The sequence below is a fragment of the Stenotrophomonas sp. INTA L402-1 genome, from assembly GCF_059295135.1.
The window spans coordinates 1-24,674 of record NZ_JCAFWP010000018.1 but is presented as its reverse complement, the minus strand read 5'-3'; the positions used below and the strand labels follow the sequence as shown (position 1 = coordinate 24,674).

Sequence of the window (24,674 nt, the reverse complement as noted above, 5' to 3'; positions counted from 1 at the left end):
GGCCCGGCAATGCCGGGCCTTTTTTTGTGCCTTCGCGTCGTCTGTGGCGCGCTTGAGCTTTGGTAGTGGTCGAGCTTGCTCGACCGCCTTTTGTAGAGTCGTGCAGATGCAGTCGAGCATCGCTCGACTCTACAAAGAGCAGATACAGCGGGGTTGGAGCGCGTCAGTCCTCGACGCGCAGCACTGCGCCAGGCTTCAGCACGCTGCTGCCACTCAGGCCGTTCAGCGACAGCAGGGCCTTTACCGGCATGCCGTAGCGGCGGGCGATGGTCCAGGCCGACTCGCCATCACGCACGGTGTGGCGGCGGCTGCGCGGGCGGTCGGCGATCGCGGCCACGGTCTTGGCCATCTGCGGCGTCGGTGTGGTCGTGGCAACCGGTGCGGTGCTGGCCACCAGCGTGGACGCGGCTTCCGTCACCGTCGCATTGGCGGCCGAGACCGGGGCCAGGACCCGGGTGGTTCCCGAAGCGCGGTTGCCGGCGGCCAGGGCCGGGTTGAGGCGGGCGATCCTGGCGGGGTCCAGGGCGCGCTGTGCGGCCCACTGCTGGACGCTGGTGCCGGCCGGCAGGGTGTGGTCCTTCAACACCGGCACGGTGCGGTCCAGCGAGGCCATCACGCGAGGCTGGTCCTCCACGTCTTCCAGCACGCAGGCCAGGGCATGCAGCTTTTCGACATAGGCATGGGTAACCGGCGACAGCCCCGGCAGGGCTGCCGGCTTGGCATTCTGCGCGTTCATGCCGGCCTTGCGCATGGACTGCAGTACCCGGTACTCGCCGGCGTTGTAGGCCATGGTGGCCAGGCGCCAGTCGCCGCCGAACATGCCGTGCAGGGTCTTCAGGTAGCGCACCGCGGCCTGGGTGGAATCAACCGCCGACAGGCGGCCGTCGTAGCCGTTGGCCATGGGTACGCGGTGGTTGCGCGCCGTGGTGGCGATGAACTGCCACAGGCCGGTCGGGCCGCTGCCGTTGCGGGCATTGGGCCGATAGCCGCTTTCCACGAACGGAATCAGCGCGAATTCGGTGGGCAGGTTCGCCTTGCGCAGCTCTTCGACCACATAGCCGAACAGCACCAGCGCATCGTCATCCTGGTTGGCCAGGCGCGAGGGGGCGTGGGCGAACTGCTTCTGCCAGCGCGGGCTGGTAGCCTCGGCATCGCAGCTGGGCTCGGCCAGACCGTCGCGGAAGCTGGTGAAGATCTCCTGGCCATTGCGCACCGAGGGCGCAGGCAGCGCGGACGGATCCAGCGGCAGCGCCGCAGCGGCGGTCAGGTTCTGGCTGATGCCGGCGCCCAGCGACTGTGCGCCCGCGGTTCCGGCCAGCCCCAGGGCAAGGCCCAGGGCCAGCGGCAGACTTCGGCGCATCATGCGCGGAAGCCGTCTTTCCAGTGCCGGAGACCGGCCATCACGTCGACGTCGTCCACGACGTCACGGCCCAGGTGTGCCGACACCGTCGCACGGATCGGTGCAGCGTGCACACGCAGGAAGGGATTGCATTCGAATTCGTTGGCCAGGGTTACCGGCAGGGTGGAACGGTCATCGCGGCGCATGGCCAAAGCCTCCTCTTGGCGCTGCCACAGGGCAGCGTTGGCGGGGTCGACATGCCGCGCGAAGACGGCATTTGACACGGTGTACTCATGAGCGCAACAAAGCAGCAGTTGCGCGGGCAGGGCACCCAGCTTGCGCATCGACGCCAGCAGCTGGGACGGCGTACCTTCGAACAGGCGTCCACAGCCCAGGCTGAACAACGAATCTCCGCTGAAAAGATGTTCAGCAGTGTGAAACGCGATGTGGCTGCGGGTATGCCCGGGCACGGATAGTACGTGGAACGTCCGGCCCAGTGCCTGAACGCGTTCACCTTCGCCGACCCGCTCGGTGGCCGTGGGAATGCGTTCCTCGACCGGCGCGATGACCCGTACGCCGGGGAAACGCGCCTGCAATGCCGGCACGCCACCGATGTGGTCGTCGTGGTGATGGGTGAGCAGGATCGTGTCCACGCGCAGGCCCTGATCGGCCAGCGCGAGCACTGGCGCGGCATCGCCGGGGTCGACGACCACGGCAGCGCCCTCGTTGTCGATCAGCGTCCAGATGTAGTTATCCGCAAATGCGGGCAGGGCAGTCAGTCGCATAGAATTGGACCATGCCCGCGCTGCAGAGCACCCGTCAAGCGAGCCAGACCCCGTGGTTCGACAGTGAACCGGCGGAGGCCTTGCGCGTGCTGGAGCGGCAATTGCTGCTGCCGCAGCTGTCGGTGCTGCCGGCGCAGCCCTGGCTGTGGATCGCACCAAGTGCGGCCTGGCTGGACGATGCACAGCTGGGCGGACGCGGTCTGCGCCTGTTCCGGCAGGGGCAGGGCTATGCCGGCGACACCCGTTGTGCGCTGCCGCTGCCGCTGGCCAATGAAAGCGTCAATGCGATCGTGCTGCAGCATGTCACCGCGGCCGATGCCGACCGGCTGCTCGACGAGTGCGAGCGCGTACTGATGCCGGGCGGCCATCTGTGGCTGAGCAGCCTCAATCCGTTCAGTCCGTATCGCACGCGATGGCGCCAGCATGGACTGGTGGTGCGCACGCCACAGCGGATCCGCCTGCTGCTCGGCCGTCATGGGCTGGAATGCGACGATATGCGTTACCTGGGCCCGCTCTGGCGCGGTGCGGGCAGCCGTCGTCCCGGAGGTTGGGCGCCGCTGCGCGCGGCCTGCCTGTTCCATGCGGAAAAACGTACGCTGGCCCTGCCTGGGCCGAAACCGCTGCCGGTGCGCTGGCACGGCACCGTAGCTACCTGATTCTGGAGTTGTATTGAAAACCATCGAAATCCACACCGACGGTTCCTGCCTTGGCAATCCCGGCCCCGGCGGCTGGGCTGCGCTGCTGCGCTACAAGGGCCACGAGCGCGAACTGAGCGGTGGCGAGGCGCACACCACCAACAACCGGATGGAGCTGATGGCGGCCATTTCCGGGCTGGAGTCGCTGACCGAGCCGTGCAACATCGTGCTCTATACCGATTCGCAGTATGTGCGGCAGGGTCTGACCCAGTGGATGCCGGGCTGGATCCGCAAGAACTGGAAGACGGCTGGCGGCGATCCGGTAAAGAACCGCGAGCTGTGGGAGCGCCTGCAGGCGGCCACGCTGCGGCATCAGATCGATTGGCGCTGGGTGAAGGGTCACTCCGGCGACCCGGACAATGAGCGGGTGGATACGCTGGCCCGCAACGCGGCGATCCAGATCCGCGACGCCAGCCCGGTAAACTGAGCCCATGCGTCAGATCATCCTCGATACCGAAACCACCGGCCTGGAGTGGAAGAAGGGCAACCGCATCGTCGAAATCGGCTGCGTGGAGCTGTTCAAGCGCCGCCCGACCGGCAACAACTATCACCAGTACATCAAGCCGGACTGCGAGTTCGAACAGGGCGCGCAGGAAGTCACCGGCCTGACCCTGGAGTTCCTCGATGACAAGCCGGACTTCGCGCAGATCGCCGACGAGTTCCTGGCCTTCATCGATGGCGCCGAGCTGATCATCCACAACGCGGCGTTCGACCTCGGCTTCCTCGACAACGAGTTGTCGCTGCTGGGGCCGCAGTACGGGAAGATCACCGACCGCTGCGCCGTGATCGATACCCTGGTGATGGCGCGTGAGCGCTTCCCGGGCCAGCGCAACTCGCTGGATGCGCTGTGCAAGCGGCTGGGCGTGGACAACTCGCACCGTGCGCTGCATGGCGGCCTGCTCGATGCGCAGATCCTGGGCGACGTCTATATCGCGCTGACCTCGGGCCAGGAAGAAATCGGCTTCGGTCTGGGCGATGACGATGGCGGTGGTGCCGGTGCGGCGCTGCAGGCCTTCGATACCAGCAAGCTGCTGCCGCGCCCGCGCGTGGTGGCCACGCCGTCGGAGCTGGAAGCGCATGCGGCGCGGCTGGAGCGGCTGCGCAAGAAGGCTGGCCACGCGCTGTGGGATGGTCCGAAGGTGGAAGAGCCCGCCAGCGCGTAATGCCTGGGATGGGGTAGTGCCGGCCACAGGCCGGCAGCGCCGCATCCACGCATGGCGTGGATCTACCGGTTAGTGGCAGCGCACCAGGATCACGCTGATGTTGTCGCGGCCGCCGCCATCGAGCGCGGCGGCGACCAGCGTGTCCACGCATTCCTGTGCGCTGGCATCCTCGAAGGCGAGGGTGCGCGCGATGCTGCGGTCGTCCACTTCCTCGGTCAGGCCGTCACTGCACAGCAACAGCTGCATGCCCGGGCGCAGTTCGCCGCTGGTGGTGGCCACGTTCAGATGCGCCGGATCGGTCACGCCCAGCGCCTGGGTGACCACGTTGCGGTGCGGATGCGCACGCGCCTGTTCGGCGGTCAGGTTGCCCTGCGCGACCAGCTCCTGCACCACGCTGTGGTCCTGGCTGAGCTGGGCCAGCTGTCCGTCGCGCCACAGGTAGGCACGGCTGTCGCCAACCCACGCCACTTCATAGCGGTTGCCCTGTACCCGTGCGGCGACCACGGTGGTGCCCATCGGCAACGTGTCGTTGCGCCGGCGCGAGGCACGGATGATCTCTTCGTCGGCGGTGCGGATGGCCTGCGCCAGCAGCGCGCCGCGGCGGATCTCGCGCACGATGGTCTCGCGCGCCAGCGCGCTGGCCACTTCACCGCAGGCGTGCCCGCCCATGCCATCGGCCACCAGCCACAGGGCCAGCTCGCTGTCACCGTAGTAGGTGTCCTCGTTGAGCTCGCGGCGCATGCCGGGGTGGGTGAGGTGTCCGAATTCGATCATGGGCGCTGGGGCGGGGTGTTGCTGGGGAGACAGGCATCATCGGGTGGCTGCGCGCATCCGGCAAGGCGTGCGCTCAGGAAATTTTCACTTCGTTGGCCGGAATGACTTGTCGTCGGCCTCACTTCCTCGTATGATGCGCGTCCCCGGTCCGCCGGGGACCACCCGGAGAGGTGGCAGAGTGGTTGAATGTACCTGACTCGAAATCAGGCAGGCGTTTATAGCGCCTCGGGGGTTCGAATCCCCCCCTCTCCGCCAGATTAAAGAAAAAGGGCTGCCGAAAGGCAGCCCTTTTTCTTTAATCTGGCGCGGGACGCGCCGCGCTCTGCGCGTCGCCCCACACGTTGCTGCGCAACCTGTGGGCCCCTCCCTTTGCCTGCCTCTCCCCGCCCCTGTCGGGGCAGCCCCTCAACAGAGGGGCTTGTTCCTCCAGATGCATCAGTAGATCCACACCATGTGTGGATGCGCGGCGGGAATCACGCCGTAGTGACCATATCCTGATCTGGCTGGGGACGCACCGCGCTCTGCGCATCGCCCACACGTTGCTGCGCAACGCGTGGGCCCCTCCCTTTGCCGGCCTCTCCCCGCTGCTGTCGGGGCAGGTGCATCAGTAGATCCACGCCATGCGTGGATGCTGTTCCTGCTGGCAGGCTCATCCACGCATGGCGTGGATCTACCCATTCCATCGCGAGCTGCGGGTTAAACTGCCTGCATCACCTGTTGGAGCTTTTTCCCATGACCGCTGAAATCCTCGTCCCCGTTTCTTTCGGCGAGCTGCTGGACAAGATCTCGATCCTGCAGATCAAGTCCGAGCGCATCAGTGACGAGGGCAAGCTGGCCAATGTGCGCAAAGAGCTGTCGGCGCTGGAGCAGACCTGGATGGCACACCCGGCGGCGGTGAAGGACATCGCCAAGCTGCGTGCCGAGCTGAAGGCGGTCAACGAGCAGCTGTGGGACATCGAGGACGACATCCGCCTGAAAGAGAAGGCGCAGGCGTTCGACCAGGGTTTCATCGATCTGGCGCGCAGCGTCTACCTGCGCAATGACGAACGCGCGCGCATCAAGAAGGCGATCAACCTGGCGCTGGGTTCGGCGTACGTGGAAGAGAAGTCCTACCAGGATTACGCGCAGCGCGCGTAATCCGGGGCAGCCCGCCGCTCACCCCAGGTGGTCGGCGACGTAGCGTTCGAATGCAGCGATACCGTCTTCCACGGTGATCAGTTCCATCACATCGTCGAACTCGATCTTGGTGCCCCACTTCAGATCCGAGGCCTGCTTGGCCAGGTACTTGCGCGCAGCATCGTCGTAGCGGTCCACGCAGTAGCGGCGGTCGGAATAGGGACCGCTGCGGTTCGGGTTGCTGGCCGCGTGCAGGCCCAGTACCTTGGCGCCCATCGCGTTGGCGATGTGCATCGGGCCCGAGTCCGGGCTCATCACCAGATTGGCGCGGGCCAGCAGCGCCGGCAGCTGCTTCAAGGTGTCCTTGCCGACCAGGTCAAGCGCCGGTGTGTGCAGCTGCGCCTGGATGGCATCGGCCATGCTGCGCTCCAGTTCGCTGCGGCCTCCGCACAGCACCACCTGCCAACCGCGCTGTGCGGCGTGGTTGGCCACGGCGGCGTAGCGGTCTGCATACCAGTTGCGGCGCACGTGGCTGGAACAGGGCGAGATCATCAACACCGGGCGGCCATCGTCCTGCCATTGCGCGGCAGCCCACTCATACGCGGACTGTGGCACCGCCAGGTCCCAGCTGACCTCGGTCTGGCGCAGGCCAAGGGGTTCACAGAAACTGCCGATGGCATCCAGCACATGGATGCCGGGGCGGTCGGGGATGCGTTCGTTGATGAAGAGACCATGCAGGTCCTTCGAGCGGCTGCGGTCATAGCCGATGCGACGCTCTGCGGGAATGAAGGCCGACAGCAGGTTGGCGCGGAACGCCACCTGCATCTGCAACAGCGCTTCGAAGCGCCCCGGCGGCAGCTGCCTGCGCAGTTCCTTGACCCCGGCCATGCCGCTCTTCTTGTCGTAGGCATGGAAGGTGACACCGGGCAGGCCGTCGAGCAGCTTGTGGCCGGCCTTGTCGATGATCCAGTGGATCGGCGTATCCGGGCGCGCAGCCTGCAGGGTGCGCACCAGGGGCACCACGTGGGTGACATCGCCAAGTGCGGACAGGCGCAGGAGGCACAAGGAGGAGGACGCTGATGCCATGTGTTGTTAGACTCAATGAAATGGTCGCATTCGACGCCAATGAAGCGCTGACGCCATGCCGCGAGGGTCGCGGCATCGGGGCCATTCTGTTCGACCGCGAGCGGCTGCGGCAAGCCGAGATCGGCCTGTTCTCGCCCCAGCACTGGGGCAGCAGGGCTCGGCCGGTGGGCGAGGGCGGTCGTGGCAGCGCCTGGTTCGTCGATGCGCCGTTCGGCGCCAGCGTGCTGCGCCACTACCTGCGCGGTGGCCTGGCGGCGAAGATCAGCCATGACCAGTACCTCTGGCGGGGCGCGGACCGGACGCGCAGCTTCGCCGAATTCCGGCTGATGCGCGCGCTGCGCGAGAAAAAGCTGCCGGTGCCCCGGCCACTGGCGGCGTTCTACATGCGCGAGGGCCTGCGCTACCGGGCTGCGATCCTGATGGAGCGGATCGAGGGTGTCCGTTCGCTGGCCGACCGCGCGCTGGTCGCGGGCCGGGGCGCACCGTGGGAGGAGACCGGGCGGCTGATCGCCCGCTTCCATCGTGCCGGCCTGGACCATGCCGACCTCAATGCGCACAACATCCTGTTCGACGGCAACGGCCACGGCTGGTTGATCGACTTCGACCGCGGGGTGATCCGCATCCCGGCGACCGCCTGGCGCGAACGCAATCTCAAGCGCCTGCTGCGCTCGCTGATCAAGCTGCGCGGCGAGCGCAGCATGGAAGACGTGCAGAAGGATTACGCGCGGCTGCGCCGCGCCTATGACATGGCCTGGAACCGGGGCACCTGATGGACTGGTCGTTGCGTTTCCTCGGCGTCGGCAATGCGTCGGCGGTCGAGCTGGGGTCGCCGATGTCGGTGATCGAACGGGACGGTCGGCCGTGGTTGACCATCGACTGTGGCGGCGAAGGCCTGACCGCGTTCAAGGCGCACTACGGGCACATGCCGGAGGCGCTGTTCGTCACCCATGTGCACCTGGACCACGTAGCGGGCTTCGAGCGCCTGTTCGTCGATACCTTCTTCAACGCGCACCGGCGCGGCAAGGTGCGCCTGTATGTGCCTGCCACCGTGGTGCCGCTGCTGCACAAGCGCATCGGGGACTACCCGAACGTGTTGGCCGAGGGCGGTGCCAACTTCTGGGATGCGTTCCAGCTGATCGTGGTGGGCGATGCGTTCTGGCATGAGGGCGTACGCCTGGAAGTGTTCCCGGTGCGCCACCACTGGCCGGAGACGGCCTATGGCCTGCGCCTGCAGGGTGCGCTGACCTGGAGTGGCGATACCCGGCCGATTCCGGAGATGCTGGCCCGCTTCGCCAACGACAATGAACTGATCGCGCACGACTGCGGCCTGCACGGCAACCCGTCGCACACCGGCGTGGACGACCTGGAGCGCGAGTACAGCGTCGAACTGCAGGCGCGGATGATGCTCTACCACTATGCGAGCGCGGCCGACGGCCAGGCGCTGGCCGCGCGGGGGCACCGTGTGGCGCAGCCGGGGCAGTGCGTGCCGCTGGCCAACCCCACTGCAGCGCACGTGCTGGTGCAGGATCCGCCGTGAGCGGTGCTGGCCAGCCCGCCGACGCGGCGCTGGCTGCCGAGCTGGAGGCGCTGGAACGCGCGCTGCATGCGCCGCAGGTGCGGGCCGATCGCGAGCAACTGGCGGCACTTCTGGACGAGGATTTCAGCGAGATCGGCAGTTCCGGGCAATGCTACGGCCGTGATGCGGCGTTGCAGGAGATCCCGCTGGAGCGCGCGCAGGTGCTGATCGAATCGGAACAGTACGCGGTGTGGCTGTTGGCCGAGGATCTGGCCCAGGTGCGCTACCGCAGCCGCTATCACGTTGATGGCCAGGCCCAGGGCTGGGTGTTGCGCAGTTCGCTGTGGCGACGGCATGCGCAGGAATGGAGGGTGGTGTTTCACCAGGGCACGCCTGAGGCGCGGTAGCGCCGGGCCATGCCCGGCGAAAAGCGCCAACCAAGATTGGCAGCTACCAGAAGTGGGGCCACGCCCGAAAAGGCGATGGCCCCGCCGGCTGACCTCGGCGCCCGCGTCGATCGATACCGTTGCTGCCTTCCGGCCCTGGCGGGATTTTCGACCTAGCGTCGCGAGGGGCCGACGGGGCCACCATAGAGACGTTGGCCGCCCAGTGGGCGGCCGGTTCACGGATCAGGGGAAGCAGCGCGCGATGCGCCGGAGACCACAGCCGGACTGCACATCGGCTGGCCGATGGCAGACGGCAACTATAGCGCAGGCAGGTACATCGACGCCAGCTTCGTGCACTGAATCGGCTGTAACCCGCGTCTGCCGGCAACGCCCCGCGCCGACCGGCGTTGCTAGAATGCCGGCCAGGAGGAACGACCTCCCCCACATCGGGAATCAATGACCAGGACGGCCTGGCCCTACCAAGAGGAGGGCTGTCATGGCCTGGATCTATCTGTTGTTCGCCGGCCTGCTGGAAATCGTCTGGGCCGTGTCCATGAAGCAGTCCGAAGGCTTCACCAAGCTCACCCCTACCGTGGTCACCATCATCGGCATGATCGCCAGCTTCTGGCTGCTGGCGGTGGCCATGCGCAGCCTGCCGCTGGGCACCGCCTACACGATCTGGACCGGCATCGGCGCGGTCGGTGCGTTCGTGGTCGGCATCGTCTTCCTCGGTGAGCAGGTCAGCCCGATGCGGATCGGTGCGGCGGTGCTGATCGTTTCCGGCCTGGTGCTGATGAAACTCTCGAGCAGCTGAATGCATTTAGTTGGGCGGAGAAAGGAATCTCCGCCTGCTGCAGGTGTATGCATTTTCGGCAAAACCATTTTGTCCGCCCGTTTTATTTGACGTGCGTCATGAAAATAACGAGCGTGATTCACATGCCGCTGGCGCCATCGGCCGCACAGTGCCGCCATTCGTCATGCGAAATCGGGGAGTTTTCGCCTTGACGGACACGTTGACCTGCCTTCTCCAGGTGCGGTCGCGTGAAGATGTGAAGATTTTCAGAAGTTAATGACGCCAGGCCTTGTTCCCGTGTCGGGAGCCGGGGTGGGCCGCATTGTCTTCAAAAAACCTGCCTGCAGTGCCATCCGGTCTTTTCATGGAGATTTACCGATGAACCGCATTTACCGTCTGGTTTTCAATCGCGCCCTCGGCGTAATGCAGGTTGCTTCGGAGGTCACCCAGAATCCCGGCGGAAGCGCGGTCTGCGCAGGGCGGGTGCCGCGATTGAGGGCGCACCAGCTGGCGGTCGCGCTGGCGGCCACGCTGGCCAGTGGTTCGGCGTTCGCAGCGTGCACCGGCACCACGACCGTCAACTGCGACAGCTCCACCAACATCAACAACTACGTCAACCCGACCAGCGGCCTGACGTTGAACATCGCCAATGGCGCGGTGTTCAGCGTGCCTCTGCTGTTGGGCGGCAATGCGGTGACGTTGAGCGGCAGCAACACCACGGTCAACAACGCCGGCACGATCGATCCGTTCCTGACCGGTGGTCTCAGCCTGGCCGCGGCCGGCCTGGTGGTCGGCAACAACACCGCCGGTGGCAGCGCGATCACGGTCAACAACCAGACTGGCGGCCAGATCAAGGGCATCTTCAACATCGGCACTTTGCTGGGTTTCGGCGGCCAGGCGGTCACCGCGCAGAATGCCGCAGGTGGGACCACCACGCTGGTCAATGATGGTTCGATTGGAATGTCGCTGCTGGGGATAGGGCAGCTTGCGGATGCGACGTCGGTGGTGACCTATGGCGGAGCACAGGCAAACGTGACCAACCGTGGCAGCATCACCGGTCGTGTCGGCCTGGGTGCTTCGACAGGCAATACGTTCACCAATTCGGGCACGATCTCGGGCAGTGTGCATCTGGGTGATTCCACCGGCGGCAATACTTTCACTGCCGTGGCAGGGTCCACCGTGGTTACCGGTGGCGGTAGCGCACCTGCAGGCCTGCTCGCCGGCGTAACCGGGGTCAAGGTCGCAGCGGCGGGCACGGTTGATGCAGGCATCGGCACCGGTGCCGCCAACAACACCCTGGTGCTGCAGGACAACGCCAGTAACAACGGGCCTGCGTCGAGCATCGGCTGGACCAACTACATCGGCTTCCAGAAGCTCACCGTCAACAGCGGCACCTGGAACCTGCAGGGGCCGTGGTCGGGCACGGGCGCGATCACCCTCGGTGGTGGCGTGGTGAACTTCAACAACAACGCCGCATTCGGTTCCGGCCTGTTTACCGTCACTGGCGGCTCGATCGCGGCCAGTGGTGCAGGCCTGTCGCTGGGCAACAATTTCACCCTCAATGGCGGGTTGAACCTGGGCGGTGCTCAAGGCTTCGGTTTGAGTGGCGTGCTATCCGGTACCGGTGGGCTGACGGTCAACAACACCGGTATCGTCACCCTGGGCGGTGCGAACCTGTTCAGCGGTGGCGTCAACCTCAATGCCGGCGGCCTGGTGCTCGGCAATGCCGGTGCGCTCGGCAGCGGCAATCTGACCGTCGGTGGCAACGCTTCGCTCGATACCTCGGCCAACTTCAATCTGGGCAACAACCTCGTCATCAACGGTGGCGGCACGCTCAACCTGCTGGGCAGCAACGCGCTGGGCCTGAATGGTTCGATCTCCGGCGCTGGCGACCTGGTCAAGGCGGGTCCGGGTACCCTCACCTTGAATGGTGCCAACCTGCTTACGGGCTCCTTCGCGGTCACCGGTGGTGCGCTGGCATTGGGCGCCGGTGGCAGCCTGTCGCCGACAAGTGCGATCTCGCTGAGCGCAGGTACCAACCTCGATCTCTCGGTTGCGGCCAGCCAGACCATCGGCTCACTCGCCGGATCCGGTGCGCTCAACCTTGGCGCGCGCAGCCTCACGTTGGGTGGCTTGAACACCAGCACCAGCTTCTCCGGCGTCATCGGCGGTGTCGGCGGCGCGCTGGTCAAGGTCGGTACGGGTACCCAGACCCTGTCGGGCGCCAATACCTTCACAGGTGGCGTCACGCTCAACGGCGGTGGCCTGCTGCTGGGCAATGCAGGCGCGCTGGGTACTGGAACACTTAGTGTTGGCGGCAACGTGTCTCTCGATGGCACCGGGGCGCTCGCTCTCGCCAACGCGGTCAATCTGGGCGCGGGCAGCATCCTCAATCTGTCCGGGAACCAGGCATTGACCTTCAACGGCGTGATCGGTGGCTCCGGCAGCCTGGTCAAGAACGGCGCGGCCACCTTGACCCTCAACAACGCCAACACGTTTGGTGGAGGGCTGTCGCTCACGGCTGGAGGACTGGTGCTCGGCAACGGCGGTGCGCTGGGAACCGGCGCATTGAACGTCGGTGGCGCGGTGACGCTTGATGCCAGCTCGGCACTGACCGTGGGCAACGGCATCAACCTGGGGGTGGGTGGTTCGCTCAATGTGCTGGGCTCCAACGCGCTGACGCTGGGCGGCGTGATCGGTGGTACCGGCAGCCTGGTCAAGAACGGCGCCTCCACGCTCACGCTGGGTGGGGCCAACGCATTCACCGGCGGTCTGAACGTAAACGCAGGAAAGGTGGCACTGGCCAGTGGCGGCAGTCTGGCGGCCACCGGGGCGGTGAGCCTGGCGGGGGCCGGCGCCGAACTGGACATCTCGCTCGGCGGCAACCAGACCATCGGTGCGCTGTCCGGTGCGGCAGGCAGCATCCTCTCGCTGGGCGGCAGCACGCTCACCTTCGGTGATGCCACCAACCAGACATTCGGCGGCGTGATCGGCGGTACCGGTGGCCTGGTCAAGCAGGGAACGGGCACGCAGACGCTCAGCGGCGCCAATACCTTCAGTGGTGGCCTGAACCTGGCGGCCGGTGGCCTGTTGCTGGGCAACGGCAGTGCACTCGGTACCGGCGCATTGACGGTCAGCGGCAATGGCTTGCTCGACGCAACCGCAGCACTGAATCTGGGCAATGCCATCAACCTTGGCGCGGTGCTGACCCTGCCGGGCAGCCAGAACCTCACCCTGGGCGGCAACATCACCGGCACCGGCAGCCTGACCAAGAACGGTGCCTCGCTGCTGACCTTGAACGGCACCAATGCCTTCAACGGCGGCCTGAACCTCAATGCCGGCAGCCTGCTGCTGGGCAACAGCGGTGCACTCGGGACGGGCGCATTGAGCGTGGGTGGCAATGCATCGCTCGATGGCAGCACGGCGTTGAACCTGGTCAACAATGTCACTCTGGGTAGTGGGGCTGCGCTGTCGCTGCCGGGTTCGCAGGCGATCACGCTTGGCGGGGTGGTTTCCGGAGCCGGTGGCCTGGTCAAGAACGGCGCCAGCACGCTCACGCTCAACGGCGCCAACAACTTCGCCGGTGGGCTGGTGCTCAACGGTGGTGGCCTGATGCTGGGCAACGCCGGCGCGCTGGGAACCGGTCTGCTTGCAGTGGGCGCCAACGCCACCCTCGACAGTTCGGTGGCATTGAACCTGGCCAACGCCATTGACCTGGACGCTGGTGCGCAGCTGAGCCTGACCAGCAACCAGAACGTCGCACTGGGCGGGCTGGTGTCGGGTACCGGCAGCCTGATCAAGACCGGCACCGGTGTGCTGTCGTTGAACAACAGCAACACCTTCAGCGGTGGTCTTGCATTGAATGCAGGTGGCCTGTCGGTGGGCGCCAACGGTGCGCTCGGTACCGGGGCGCTGAACATCGGCGGCAATGTTTCGCTGGATGCGAGCGCGCCGGTTTCGCTGGGCAATGCGGTGAACCTGGGCGCCAATACGCTGACCCTGCCGGGCAGCAGCAATCTCACTCTGAGCGGTGTGGTGAGTGGTGCCGGTGGCCTGATCAAGAACGGCGCCTCGACGCTGACGCTGTCCGGTGCGAATACCTTCCTCGGGGGCGCTACGGTCAATGCCGGCACGCTTGCACTGGGTGCAGGTGGCAGCCTGGCCGCGGCCGGGGCGGTGAATCTTGCTGGCACCGGTGCTGCACTGGACATCTCCGCAGCGGGGGCGGGCAAGACCATCGGGGCGTTGAACGGCGTCGCCGGCAGCCAGGTGACCCTGGGCGCGCAATCGCTCACCTTCGGCGGGGCCAGCAACGGCGCATTTGCCGGTGTCATCGACGGCAGCGGTGGGCTGATCAAGGTCGGTGCTGGCGTGCAGACGCTGTCCGGTGCCAATACGTTCAGCGGTGGCGTGGCACTCAATGCGGGTGGCCTGGTGCTGGGCAATGCGGGTGCGTTGGGTACGGGCGCGCTGGGGATCGGTGGCAACGTCAGCCTGGACAGCACGGTTGCGTTGAATCTGGGCAACGCCGTGAATTTCGGCGCGGGCACCCAGCTGACCCTGGGTGGTAGCAGCGATGTCGCGCTCAGCGGTGTGGTGGCGGGCGCCGGCAGCCTGATCAAGAACGGTGCAGGCCTGCTGACGCTCAACAACACCAATACCTTCGGTGGCGGCCTGACCTTGAACGGTGGTGGCCTGGTGGTCGGCGCGAACGGCGCACTCGGTTCCGGCACGCTGGCGGTGAATACCAGCACCACGCTGGATGCGGGTGCTGCAGCGACGCTCGGCAATGCGGTCACGCTGGGCTCGGGTGTCGCACTGACATTGCCGGGCAGCAATGCGCTGACGCTGTCGGGTGTGATCGATGGCAACGGCAGCCTGATCAAGAACGGTGCCACCACGCTGACGCTGTCCGGTGCCAACACCTATACCGGCGGTACCACCATCAACGCCGGTACGCTGGCACTGGGAACAGGTGGCAGCCTTGCCGCGGCGGGTGATGTCACGCTGGGCGCAGGCGCTGGCTTCGATATCTCCGGTGCCGGCAGCAGCCAGACCATCGGCGCGCTCAACGGTGCGGGCGGAAGCACGCTGGCGCTGGGCGGTAATTCGTTGACCTTCGGCACGGCCGGCAATGCCGCCTTCGACGGCGTGATCAGTGGTGGTGGCGGTCTGGTCAAGGTGGGCGCGGGCGTGCAGACGCTGTCCGGCGCCAACACGTTTGGCGGCGGCGTGACGCTCAACGCTGGCGGGCTGGTGCTCGGCAATGACGCGGCGCTGGGCACGGGTGCATTGACCGTCGGCGGTGCCGCCACGCTGGACACCACCGGCCTGGCAGCACTGACCAACAACATCGCGCTCAACGCAGGCCTGACCGTACTGGGCACCAATGCGCTGACGCTCAACGGGGTGATTTCCGGTACCGGCAGCCTGACCAAGGATGGTGGCGCAACGCTGACCTTGAACGGTATCAACTCCTATACCGGTGGTACCAACATCAACGCCGGCACACTGGCGCTGGGTGCCGGTGCCAGCCTGGCGGCGAGCGGTACCGTGAACCTCGCCACCGGCGCGACGCTGGATCTGTCGGCCGGCAGTGGCACGCAGGTGTTCGGCACCCTGGTCGGCAACGGTACGGTCAACCTGGGCGCCAATTCGATCGAAGTCGGCGGTGCGACCAATGGCACCTTCAGTGGCTCTATCGCAGGTACGGGTGGCCTGACCAAGGTCGGTGCGGGCATCGAGACGTTGACCGGTGCCAACACCTACACCGGCGGCACCTTCATCAATGCCGGCACACTGGCGATCGGTCCGGGCGGCAGCCTGGCGGCCACCGGTGCAGTGACACTTACCGCAGCGGGAACCGGCTTCGACATCTCGACGTCCGGTGCCAGCCAGACCATTGGTTCGTTGGCCGGGGTGACCGGCTCCACGGTCACTCTGGGCGCGCAGTCGCTGATCCTCGGCGGCAACGGCAACAGCGTGTTCGACGGCGCGATTTCCGGCACCGGTGGCCTGGTCAAGAACGGCACCGGCATCCTCACGCTGGGCGGCGCCAACCTGTTCAACGGCGGCCTGGCGCTCAACGGCGGTGGCCTGGTGGTCGGCAACAGCGCCGCGCTCGGCAGCGGTGCGCTGACGGTGGGGGCCAGCGCTACGCTGGATGCTTCGACCGCGGCCAACCTGGCCAACAACATCACGCTGGCATCAGGTGCCAACCTCAACCTGCTGGGCAGCAATGCACTGACCCTGGGCGGCATGGTTTCCGGTACCGGTGAGCTGATCAAGAATGGTGCGGCCACCGTGACCCTGACCGGTGCGAATACCTACACCGGAGGCACCACCATCAACAGCGGCACGCTGGCCATCGGTGCTGGCGGCAGCCTGGCGTCGACCGGCGCGGTGAACCTGGCAGGTACCGGTACCCTCGATATCTCTGCGGGCAACCAGACCATCGGTTCGCTGGCCGGCGTGGCCGGCAGCACGGTGGCACTCGGTGGCAGCGCGCTGACCCTGGGTGGCACGGTAGACAGCACGTTCAACGGTGCGATCACCGGCAATGGTGGCCTCGTCAAGAACGGCGCAGGCGTGCAGACCCTCAACGGCGCCAGCACCTTCAGTGGCGGTGTAACGCTCAATGCCGGTGGCCTGGTGGTCGGCAACAATGCTGCGCTGGGCACCGGGGCGGTAACGGTGGGTGGCAACGGTACGCTCGATTCGAACACTGCGGTGACGTTGGCCAACAACTTCGTCCTCAACGCCGGGCTGACCGTGCTCGGCAGCAACAACCTCACCCTCAACGGCAGCCTGAGTGGCACCGGCTCGCTGACCAAGGAGGGCGCGGCAACGCTGACCTTGAACGGTGCCAATACCTATACCGGTGGCACCTTCATCAATGCCGGTACGTTGGCATTGGGCGCCGGCGCGAGCTTGAATGCCAGTGGCATCGTCAACCTGGCCAGTGGTGCGACCTTCGATCTGTCGGCGGGCAGCGGCACGCAGCAGTTCGGTACCCTGATCGGCAACGGCACGGTGAACCTGGGCGGCAACACCTTGACCATTGGTGGTCCCGTCAATGGCACGTTCAGTGGTTCGGTGGGGGGCACCGGTGGGCTGATCAAGGAAGGCACCGGCACCCAGACCCTGACCGGTGCCAATACCTTCACTGGTGGCACCACCATCAATGCGGGCACGCTGGCGATTGGCGCCGGAGGAAGCCTGGCAGCGAATGGCGCGGTGACACTGGCCAACGCCGGAACAGCGTTCGATATTTCTGCCGGTGGTGCGCAGAGCATCGGATCACTGGCCGGTGTTACCGGCAGTACGGTCGCGCTCGGCGGCAGCACGCTGACCCTCAATGGCGTAGGAAACACGACCTTCGCTGGTGACATTACCGGTACCGGTGGCCTGGTGAAGAATGGTGCTGGCATCCAGGGCCTGACCGGCAGCAATACCTTCAGCGGTGGCGTGGCACTCAACGCCGGTGGCCTTGCCTTGGGTAACAACAATGCACTGGGAACCGGCACGCTGACCGTGGGCGGCAATGCCAGCCTGGACGGCACCAGCGGGCTGACCCTGGCCAATACCGTGCAGCTGGCCAGCGGCACGCTGACCCTTGCCGGCAGCAACGCGCTGACCTTGAACGGCCCTATCAGCGGCGCTGGCGGCCTGCTCAAGGATGGCGCAGCAACGGTCACCCTGGGCGGTGCCAGCACCTACACCGGTAACACCACCATCAACAGCGGCACGCTGGCGGTGGCGGCCGGTGGCACCCTGTCGGGTGCGAGCACGGTCAATCTGACCGGTGCCGGTACGCTGGACATCAGTGCCGGTGGCAACCAGAGCATTGGTGGCCTGGCCGGCGTAGCCGGATCCAGCGTGGTGCTGGGTGGTGCGACCCTGACCACCGGCGGCAACAACGGCAGCACCACCTTCGGCGGTGTGCTCAGTGGCACCGGCGGCCTGGTGCAGAGCGGCACCGGCACGCTGACCCTGAGCGGTGACAATGTCTATACCGGCGGCACCACCATCAATGGTGGCAGCACGCTGCAGATCGGCAACGGCGGCAGCTCCGGTTCGGTGCTGGGCGACATCACCAACAACGGCAGCCTGGTCTACAACCTGGGCACCATCGCAACCGTAGGCGGTGTGGTCAGCGGTAGCGGTGGCCTGACCCAGGCTGGCAGCGGAACGCTGGTGCTGACCGGCAACAACACCTACACCGGCGGTACCACCATCAATGCAGGCGGCACGCTGCAGGTCGGCAATGGCGGTGCGACCGGCGCGATCGTCGGCGACATCACCAACAACGGCGCGCTGGTGTCCAACGTGGCGGGCAACACCACGCTGGGCGGCACCATCAGCGGCAGTGGTGGCCTGACCCAGGCCGGCGCTGGCACACTGGTGCTGACCGGCAACAACACCTACACCGGCGGTACCACCATCAATGCCGGTGGCACGCTGCAGGTCGGCAATGGCGGTGCGACCGGTGCGATCACCGGCAACGTCGCCAACAACGGCAGCCTGGTGTTCGACGTGGCGGGCAATACCACGGTCGGTGGCGCGATCAGTGGCAGTGGTGGCCTGACCCAGGCCGGTGCCGGCGTGCTGACGCTGGTCGGCAACAACACCTATACCGGCGGTACCATCATCAATACCGGTGGCACGCTGCAGGTGGGCAATGGTGGAGCGACCGGTTCGATCGCTGGCGACATCACCAACAATGGTTCGCTGATCTCCAACGTCGCTGGCAACACCCTGCTGGGAGGCACCATCAGTGGTGCGGGTGGCCTGACCCAGGCGGGCAGTGGCTCGCTGGTGCTGACCGGTACCAACATCTACACCGGCGGTACCACCATCAATGCCGGCGGCACGCTGCAGCTGGGCAACGGTGGTGCGACCGGCTCGATCGTCGGCGACATCACCAACAACGGCACGCTTGTGTCCAACGTCGCGGGCAACACCACGCTGGGCGGCACCATCAGCGGCAGCGGTGGCCTGACCCAGGCCGGCAGTGGCACGCTGACCGTGACCGGCAACAACACCTACACCGGCCCGACCACCATCACTGCCGGTGGCACCCTGCAGGTGGGCGATGGCGGCGCGACCGGTGCGATTGGCGGCAGCGTCACCAACAACGGCAGCCTGATCTTCAACGTGGGTGGCAACACCACCGTCGGCGGAGCCATCAGCGGCAGCGGTGGCCTGACCCAGGCCGGCAGCGGCACGCTGATCCTGGGCGGCAACAACACCTATACCGGCGGCACCACCATCAACACCGGCGGCACGCTGCAGGTGGGCAACGGCGGCGCGAGCGGGTCGATTGCCGGCAACGTCAGCAACAACGGCAGCCTGGTGTTCAACGTCGGTGGCAACACCACCGTGGGTGGCACCATCAGTGGCAGCGGTGGCCTGACCCAGGCTGGCAACGGCACCATTACGCTTACCGGAAACAACACCTATACCGGTGGCACGACCATCAATGCGGGCGGCACCGTGCAGGTGGGCAACGGTGGGGCCGGCGGTTCCATCACCGGCAACATCACCAACAACGGTGGGCTGATCATCAACACCGGTAGCAGCACCACGCTGGGTGGCACCATCAGCGGAGGTGGCAGCATCGTGCAGGCCGGCCCGGGCGGGCTGAATCTCGGCGGCAACAGTGGTGGTTTCAGCGGCACCGGCCAGGTCACCGGCGGTGGCCTGAATGTCACCGGCAACATCGGCGGCCAGTGGACCATCGGCAGCGGTACCACGCTGTCCGGCACCGGCACCATCGGGGGTACCGGTGGTGGCGTGACGGTATCCAGTGGCGGCGTGCTGTCGCCGGGTAATGGCCCAGGCAATGGCAGCGGTGCGGGCAATGGCACCGGAACGATCACGGTGGGTGGCAACCTGACCTTGTCGCCGGGCAGCACGCTGGGCATCGATCTGGGTGCCACCGGCAGCGACACGGTGCAGGTGGGTGGCAGTGCCAACGTGGGTGGCAGCAGCGTGCAGGTGAATACCATCTCGCCGAGCACCAGCTACCAGCAGGGCCAGCAGTACACCGTGGTCAATGCGGGCGGTGGCGTGAGCGGGCAGTTCGCTTCGGCGAAGACGCCGTCGGCCTTCCTGACCATCACCCCGGTCTACACGGCGAACACGGCCAATCTGCAGATCGATGTGGCGCAGACCGCAGCCTTCACCACGGCGGCGAAGACGCGCAACCAGTACAACACCGCCGCAGCGCTGGACAGCCTGCCGCAGAGTGGTCCGGCGCTGAGCCTGTACAACACGCTGCTGATGTATGACGCGGGTACCGCGCGCGCGGCCTTCGACCAGCTGTCCGGTGAAGTGCATGCGGCCAGCCGTGCGGTGCTGTTGTACGACAATTACCTGGAAGAGGGTATCCGCCAGCGTCTGGGCAGTGAGCTGCCGACCGTGCGCGGTGAGCGTGCCTCGGCCTGGCTGGCCGGCAGCGGCAAGGTGTTCAGGCAGGATGGTGATGGCAACGGCGACGACATCCGCTCCAACCGCAATGCGCTGATGGCCGGCGTGGACTGGCAGCTGGGCGAGCACGTGGTGCTGGGTGCAGCGGCCGGCAACGAACGGCTGGATACGCGCCTGTACGATCGCAGCTCGCGCGCCCGCCTGCGTGGCAACACCTTCGGCCTGTATGCGCAGGGCCAATGGAACAACGGCTTTGCGGTCGGTGGCAGCGTGTCGCGCGGCGACTACCGCACGCGCACCACGCGTGAGGTGCCGCTGCTGGGCCAGACCCTGTACAGCCGCCAGGACTCGGATGTGACCATCGCCCAGGTGGAGGGCAGCTGGACCTGGACCCACGGCAGGACCCAGCTGCAGCCGTACGTGCAGTTCACCAAGCACTGGGTCGACAGTGATCGCGCGGTGGAGCAGGGCGGCACTGCTGCGCTGGAGCTGGAAGGCGGCAAGGACACGCTCAATGTCAGCACCGTGGGCGTGCGGGGCCGCTGGGACGTGGGCAGCGGCGAGCGCTTCCCGGCACAGCTGACGGTCGGCCTCGGCTGGCAGCATGCTTCGGGTGACACCGACGTGGCCAGCCGCAACCGCTTCGCGGTCGGCGGCAATGCGTTCGATGTGTACAGCGCGGTGATGGCACGCAACGCGCTGGTCAGCCAGCTGGGCGTGGCGGTTGGGCTCGGCCGCAACAGCCAGCTGTCGATGTTCGTGCAGGGCCAGCACGGCGACGGTCGCCGCGACGTCGGCGGGCAGATCAACCTGCGCGTGGGTTTCTGAGGGGAGCGGGCCAGCGGTAGATCCACGCTCCGCGTGGATCTACCGGCTGCGGGAGGCTACAGCACCCGTTCCATTTCCACGGCGTCAATCCCGGCACCGTGGCCATCGGTCACGACACGTATCACCTGGAAGCCCAGGCCAGCGTAGAAGCCCTGGGTGTGCTGGCTGGTGCTGAGCGTGACCCGATTGATCGAGGGATCCGCTTCGGCCTGGCGCAGGCGCGCCAGCGCCAGTTCGCGTCCCAGTCCATGCCGGTGCAGCGCGCGCTGCACCATGCCCCAACAGAAGCCGGCACTACCATCGCTGCGTCGCGACAGGCCGCCACAGGCCACGATGTGGTGGTCGCGCTCGATCACCTGGAAGGCGCAGTCCATGGCCTGCTCACGCAGGAAGCGTTCAAAGTCGCTGCGCTCTTCGGGCGCGAAGTAGGTGGGCACGTTGCTGTCGAAAATCGACAGGCAGGCGCTGGCATCTGCGGGTCGGTAGAGGCGGAGGTTCATGGGGCTGTGTTTCTCAATCCGGGGCCCAAAGGCGTAAATCAGGTGTCATAGATTCCGCTGTCCCACGGCTCGAAGAAAGCCATGTAGTTGCCCGGCTGCATTTCAACCGCCCAGATGTCGTCCTTCTCAACGGGTTGTCGCACTACGAGGCCGAAGGTAGTGCCAAAGCGTTCCAGAGCAAATGGAGCGACGTTGATCCTCTGATAGGTGACCTCGCCCAGCTCAAGCAGGCGCGCCTCGTACAGGCGCCTGCGTTCTGCCCGGTCCATGGTTGCACGCTGGCCAAGTTCGTCGATGCGGGCCTCAAGCAGGTTTCCAGCGTTGTCGAACAAATAGAGCGCAATGTACTCGCCGCCGCCTTCGCTGGAGCTGGGGACGAAGGGGGTCGTCAGGAAGAACTGCTTTCCGTCGGCGGTCTGTCCTACGTGTTCCGCATGATAGTCGTCGTGCTCAATTGCGATCAGGTTTGGGCGTTGGCTCATGGCGGCTTCCTTCAGGGGAGCGCAATTGAATACCGGCTGCTGATGTAGCTCAAGGTCGTTCGCGACATTCAGGCCGAGATTCCCGCCAGCACCGCATACATCACCACGAAGCTCACCAGGAACAGGTAGACGCCGCCGATGGCAAGGTAGCGCAACACGGTCAGCGCCTTGTTGCCGCCATACACGCGTTGCTGCATCCACAGCAGATAGACCGGGACCGCCAGCCACAGCAGGGCATACAGCCATTGGCTGGCGGCGGCGAAGGCAGGGGATGCGAGCGCGCTGCTGATGCCGGCGATGAGGAAGGTTGCCAGCAGCACCATCATCAGCCAGCAGTGGCTGTACAGCGCCACCACCAGGTGTTCCAGATAGCCCATCGACCGCGGGATGTAGGCGATGCGCAGCACCAGCGCGAACACCGGCATCAGGAAGAACAGGGCACCGGGCAATGCGGTCAGGATCGCCTGCATGTACAGATCGGTCTTGCCCCCCATGCGCTGGATGTTGGCGTTGCCGTTGTGCAGGCGCTTGTTGAGCCAGTTGTTGGCGAACCGGGGCCAGCCTGCCACCACGATGGGGTTGGTGTCAGCGTCCCACGGTTTGCCGTTGACGGTGTGGTTGAAGAAGGTGCCGGACTCGGTCGTGGCGACCTCCTTGCTGGCGCCGGTGAGCTCGGCTTTGCGCTGTGCGGCTGCCGCATTCACCGCCGCTCTGGCCATGGCGAAGCCGGCGTTGCCGGTAGCAGGTGAGCTGGCCTGCTGTTGATCGATCATCGTCAGCTGTTTCGCGCGTGCGGCCTCGACCTGTTCAACGGTGATGGACTTGGCATACAGCGAATTGCCTCCGCCCATGCGGATGTCGTCGACGTGCACGAACAGTTTGCCGATGAAGAACGTAAACAGGGTGAGGATGACGAACAGCCGCAAAGGCTGCACGTATCCGACCCGGCGGCCCTTGAGGTAGTTCTGCGTGATGCGGCCGGGAACCCAGAGATCGCGCAGCGTGCGGAAGATGCGCCCGTCCAGGTGCCAGAAGGATTCGAACACTTCTTCGATGGCATGGCCCACGTGCTTGAGCGGGTTGTGCGCCGATTGCCCGCAGCGATGGCAGTAGTGGCCCTGCAGGGCGGTGTTGCAGTTCTCGCAGTCGGCGTGAGCGCTGTCGGTCGAACTCATGGGCAATGGGCCAGGCGTCGGATGAAGGCGCCTACGATAGCGAATTTTCAGGTTTCGTTCAGCTTTGTTTTGGAGTGCCAACGAGCGTGCGTAAGGCGATCAAAAGCATCCACGCGTGGCGTGGATCTACTGATGGATCTGGAGGAACAAGTCCCTCTGTTGAGGGGCTGCCCCGACAGGGGCGGAGAGAGGGGGATTGTCGTGTGCATCCATGCACCCGATCCCGATGCGCGTTGCGCCTCGGGACCCGCCTGCGGCGGTCCGGTTCTGCTCCTGCAGAACCGTCGAACCCCGGCGTGGCTTCTCACCACCCATCCCATCCGTCAGACAAACGCAAAAGGGCCACCCTGTGGGCGGCCCTTTTGCGTTTGTCTGGCGGAGAGAGGGGGATCCAGTTGAGTCCGACCCAACCCCTTGAACCGCTTGGCATTCACAAACCGGGAGTGTGCCCTGTTTTGTGCCCCGGGCATTGTAGCCGTTCGCTCTGTCGAATGGCACATTGAATTCTGTGCCCTACGGCGGCAGTGAATCTTTGAGGGCATTCAGGTCGGACGGGCCTTCTCGAGGTGCGCAGGGAACACAGATAACGACTGTGCCATCAGTGGTCCAGCGATACCTGGCCAGCCCATTCCTGTGCTATCAATGCAAAGCCTTGCTGGAAGGCTCTTTCAGGGAGAGGAAGGATGCGCAGGTTCGGAGCGGCAGGTGGGGGGCTTACCCACTTCAGGGAATGGAAGAGGTCTTTTCGGCAGCTGACGGCCCTTGGTGCTTGGCTTTGCTGTGTGCTGTTGGTGGGGCTGTCCATGGTGCCGCCCGTAAGCGCGCAGACCGTCACTTACATTCATACCGATGCGCTCGGTTCTGTTGTTGCAGAGAGCGATGCCAGTGGCAAGGTGATCAAGCGCTATGACTATGAGCCCTATGGGGCGGTGGTCGGTGGGCAGGTCACGGATGGGCCTGGATACACAGGACATGTGAGTGATGCGGCTACCGGGCTAAGTTACATGCAGCAGCGGTATATGGATCCGCAGTTGGGTGTCTTCCTGTCCGTAGACCCGGTGACGGCGTATGAGCAGCCTGTGGGGCAGTTCAATCGGTATCGGTATGCGAACGGAAATCCATACAAATTCAAAGATCCGGACGGTCGCATCGTCGAAACCGTGTGGGATGTTGCGAACATTACCTTGGGGGCAACCAGCGCCTACTCAAACTTTAGCGAAGGCAATATTGGTGCAGGTGTCGTTGATTCGATTGGCGTGGCCGTCGATTCTCTGGCAGCTGCTGTCCCATTTGTGCCAGGCGGCGCCGGGGCAACGATCAAGGCCGTCAGGATGGCCGAGAACGCGGCGCAAGGCGCTCGGGCTGAAAAGGCTGTAGCCGGGTTCTACCCCGATATCACGGACGGTTCTAAAAGAGCTGCAACCTTCTGATCCTGCCTGGCGACCCTTCGCCGCATCCTTGGGTTGTGGCGTCGCTCGATGTAGTCAAACACATCCGCTCTTGCTGCATCCAGTGTCGGGTAGCTCGTTCGATAGACTCGCTCACGCTTGAGCAGCCCAAAAAAGCCTTCGCAGGCGGCGTTGTCGCCGCAATGTCCAACGGCGC

General features: G+C 65.6%; 18 protein-coding genes, 1 tRNA gene and 1 other RNA gene. 11 read left to right on the top strand and 9 right to left on the bottom strand.

From position 1 onward, the window contains the following. Positions 1–163: 163 nt before the first annotated feature. Positions 164–1,363 carry a lytic transglycosylase domain-containing protein gene (locus tag AC5O77_RS12050; RefSeq protein WP_494506878.1) on the bottom strand — a complete coding sequence of 400 codons (1,200 nt, stop codon included), beginning with the start codon at positions 1,361–1,363 and terminating at the stop codon, positions 164–166. Then, positions 1,360–2,124, bottom strand: a complete 765-nt coding sequence (gene gloB / locus AC5O77_RS12045) for a hydroxyacylglutathione hydrolase (RefSeq protein WP_478058206.1) — start codon at positions 2,122–2,124, stop codon at positions 1,360–1,362. The genes AC5O77_RS12050 and gloB overlap by 4 nt, the downstream gene beginning before the upstream one ends. Before the next feature lie 11 nt (positions 2,125–2,135). Here gloB and AC5O77_RS12040 point away from each other — a divergent pair, with 11 nt between their 5' ends. The 3 genes from AC5O77_RS12040 to dnaQ are packed head-to-tail and all read left to right on the top strand — an operon-like array spanning position 2,136 to position 3,982. Further along, positions 2,136–2,780 carry a methyltransferase domain-containing protein gene (locus AC5O77_RS12040; protein WP_049400387.1) on the top strand — a complete coding sequence of 215 codons (645 nt, stop codon included), beginning with the start codon at positions 2,136–2,138 and terminating at the stop codon, positions 2,778–2,780. 13 nt (positions 2,781–2,793) lie between these two features. Continuing rightward, positions 2,794–3,246 carry a ribonuclease HI gene (rnhA, locus tag AC5O77_RS12035; protein WP_032129326.1) on the top strand — a complete coding sequence of 151 codons (453 nt, stop codon included), beginning with the start codon at positions 2,794–2,796 and terminating at the stop codon, positions 3,244–3,246. A 4-nt stretch (positions 3,247–3,250) separates the two neighbouring features. Then, a complete protein-coding gene (gene dnaQ / locus AC5O77_RS12030; protein WP_279913910.1) occupies positions 3,251–3,982 on the top strand; it encodes a DNA polymerase III subunit epsilon in 732 nt (243 codons plus the stop codon). 69 nt (positions 3,983–4,051) lie between these two features. On the opposite strand, the gene AC5O77_RS12025 is transcribed toward dnaQ, so the two are convergent. Next, entirely contained in the window at positions 4,052–4,756 is a 705-nt protein-coding gene (locus AC5O77_RS12025) for a PP2C family protein-serine/threonine phosphatase (protein WP_478058208.1), read from the bottom strand. Between the two features lie 164 nt (positions 4,757–4,920). Here AC5O77_RS12025 and AC5O77_RS12020 point away from each other — a divergent pair. After that, a tRNA-Ser gene (locus tag AC5O77_RS12020) sits at positions 4,921–5,011 on the top strand. Between the two features lie 477 nt (positions 5,012–5,488). Next, complete coding sequence (locus tag AC5O77_RS12015; protein WP_046982834.1) at positions 5,489–5,893, top strand: DUF6165 family protein; 405 nt, start codon at positions 5,489–5,491, stop codon at positions 5,891–5,893. A gap of 18 nt (positions 5,894–5,911) precedes the next feature. Here AC5O77_RS12015 and AC5O77_RS12010 read toward each other — a convergent pair whose 3' ends face one another. Beyond that, positions 5,912–6,958 (bottom strand): glycosyltransferase family 9 protein, encoded by a 1,047-nt coding sequence (locus AC5O77_RS12010; RefSeq protein ID WP_478058209.1) that lies wholly within the window; start codon positions 6,956–6,958, stop codon positions 5,912–5,914. A gap of 20 nt (positions 6,959–6,978) precedes the next feature. Here AC5O77_RS12010 and AC5O77_RS12005 point away from each other — a divergent pair, with 20 nt between their 5' ends. From AC5O77_RS12005 to AC5O77_RS11995, 3 genes are read left to right on the top strand one after another with little or no spacing between them, the layout of a single operon-like run. Then, on the top strand, positions 6,979–7,728 hold the full coding sequence (locus AC5O77_RS12005; RefSeq protein ID WP_049400634.1) for a 3-deoxy-D-manno-octulosonic acid kinase: 750 nt from the start codon (positions 6,979–6,981) through the stop codon (positions 7,726–7,728). Next, complete coding sequence (locus tag AC5O77_RS12000; protein WP_478058210.1) at positions 7,728–8,495, top strand: MBL fold metallo-hydrolase; 768 nt, start codon at positions 7,728–7,730, stop codon at positions 8,493–8,495. Before AC5O77_RS12005 ends, AC5O77_RS12000 begins: the two co-directional genes overlap by 1 nt. Next, entirely contained in the window at positions 8,492–8,881 is a 390-nt protein-coding gene (locus tag AC5O77_RS11995; RefSeq protein WP_134951058.1) for a nuclear transport factor 2 family protein, read from the top strand. Before AC5O77_RS12000 ends, AC5O77_RS11995 begins: the two co-directional genes overlap by 4 nt. Positions 8,882–8,959: 78 nt before the next feature. Here the strand turns inward: AC5O77_RS11995 and ffs are convergent. Next, an RNA gene (gene ffs, locus AC5O77_RS11990) (signal recognition particle sRNA small type) lies at positions 8,960–9,056 on the bottom strand. A 300-nt stretch (positions 9,057–9,356) separates the two neighbouring features. Here ffs and AC5O77_RS11985 point away from each other — a divergent pair. Continuing rightward, complete coding sequence (locus tag AC5O77_RS11985) at positions 9,357–9,674, top strand: DMT family transporter (protein WP_010483859.1); 318 nt, start codon at positions 9,357–9,359, stop codon at positions 9,672–9,674. A 357-nt stretch (positions 9,675–10,031) separates the two neighbouring features. After that, positions 10,032–20,912 carry an autotransporter-associated beta strand repeat-containing protein gene (locus tag AC5O77_RS11980; protein ID WP_494506877.1) on the top strand — a complete coding sequence of 3,627 codons (10,881 nt, stop codon included), beginning with the start codon at positions 10,032–10,034 and terminating at the stop codon, positions 20,910–20,912. 56 nt (positions 20,913–20,968) lie between these two features. Here AC5O77_RS11980 and AC5O77_RS11975 read toward each other — a convergent pair whose 3' ends face one another. The 3 genes from AC5O77_RS11975 to AC5O77_RS11965 form a co-directional block, all read right to left on the bottom strand. Continuing rightward, entirely contained in the window at positions 20,969–21,412 is a 444-nt protein-coding gene (locus AC5O77_RS11975) for a GNAT family N-acetyltransferase (RefSeq protein WP_478058212.1), read from the bottom strand. A gap of 38 nt (positions 21,413–21,450) precedes the next feature. After that, entirely contained in the window at positions 21,451–21,894 is a 444-nt protein-coding gene (locus tag AC5O77_RS11970) for a hypothetical protein (protein ID WP_478058213.1), read from the bottom strand. 68 nt (positions 21,895–21,962) lie between these two features. Then, positions 21,963–23,069, bottom strand: a complete 1,107-nt coding sequence (locus tag AC5O77_RS11965; protein WP_478058214.1) for a DUF3667 domain-containing protein — start codon at positions 23,067–23,069, stop codon at positions 21,963–21,965. Positions 23,070–23,872: 803 nt separating this feature from the next. Between AC5O77_RS11965 and AC5O77_RS11960 the strand changes: the two genes are divergently transcribed. Further along, positions 23,873–24,499 carry an RHS repeat-associated core domain-containing protein gene (locus AC5O77_RS11960; RefSeq protein ID WP_494506882.1) on the top strand — a complete coding sequence of 209 codons (627 nt, stop codon included), beginning with the start codon at positions 23,873–23,875 and terminating at the stop codon, positions 24,497–24,499. Here AC5O77_RS11960 and AC5O77_RS11955 read toward each other — a convergent pair. Beyond that, a partial coding sequence (locus tag AC5O77_RS11955; protein WP_494506876.1) for an IS3 family transposase occupies positions 24,454–24,674 on the bottom strand: 221 nt, incomplete at its 5' end. The two genes, AC5O77_RS11960 and AC5O77_RS11955, sit on opposite strands and share 46 nt — an antisense overlap.

Bases quoted from the DNA above. Each gene is read 5' to 3' on its own strand.
- AC5O77_RS12050 (WP_494506878.1), bottom strand. From the start codon at position 1,363: ATGATGCGCCGAAGTCTGCCGCTGGCCCTGGGCCTTGCCCTGGGGCTG.
- gloB (WP_478058206.1), bottom strand. From the start codon at position 2,124: ATGCGACTGACTGCCCTGCCCGCATTTGCGGATAACTACATCTGGACG.
- AC5O77_RS12040 (WP_049400387.1), top strand. From the start codon at position 2,136: ATGCCCGCGCTGCAGAGCACCCGTCAAGCGAGCCAGACCCCGTGGTTC.
- dnaQ (WP_279913910.1), top strand. From the start codon at position 3,251: ATGCGTCAGATCATCCTCGATACCGAAACCACCGGCCTGGAGTGGAAG.
- AC5O77_RS12025 (WP_478058208.1), bottom strand. From the start codon at position 4,756: ATGATCGAATTCGGACACCTCACCCACCCCGGCATGCGCCGCGAGCTC.
- AC5O77_RS12015 (WP_046982834.1), top strand. From the start codon at position 5,489: ATGACCGCTGAAATCCTCGTCCCCGTTTCTTTCGGCGAGCTGCTGGAC.
- AC5O77_RS12010 (WP_478058209.1), bottom strand. From the start codon at position 6,958: ATGGCATCAGCGTCCTCCTCCTTGTGCCTCCTGCGCCTGTCCGCACTT.
- AC5O77_RS12005 (WP_049400634.1), top strand. From the start codon at position 6,979: ATGGTCGCATTCGACGCCAATGAAGCGCTGACGCCATGCCGCGAGGGT.
- AC5O77_RS12000 (WP_478058210.1), top strand. From the start codon at position 7,728: ATGGACTGGTCGTTGCGTTTCCTCGGCGTCGGCAATGCGTCGGCGGTC.
- AC5O77_RS11985 (WP_010483859.1), top strand. From the start codon at position 9,357: ATGGCCTGGATCTATCTGTTGTTCGCCGGCCTGCTGGAAATCGTCTGG.
- AC5O77_RS11980 (WP_494506877.1), top strand. From the start codon at position 10,032: ATGAACCGCATTTACCGTCTGGTTTTCAATCGCGCCCTCGGCGTAATG.
- AC5O77_RS11975 (WP_478058212.1), bottom strand. From the start codon at position 21,412: ATGAACCTCCGCCTCTACCGACCCGCAGATGCCAGCGCCTGCCTGTCG.
- AC5O77_RS11970 (WP_478058213.1), bottom strand. From the start codon at position 21,894: ATGAGCCAACGCCCAAACCTGATCGCAATTGAGCACGACGACTATCAT.
- AC5O77_RS11965 (WP_478058214.1), bottom strand. From the start codon at position 23,069: ATGAGTTCGACCGACAGCGCTCACGCCGACTGCGAGAACTGCAACACC.
- AC5O77_RS11960 (WP_494506882.1), top strand. From the start codon at position 23,873: ATGGTGCCGCCCGTAAGCGCGCAGACCGTCACTTACATTCATACCGAT.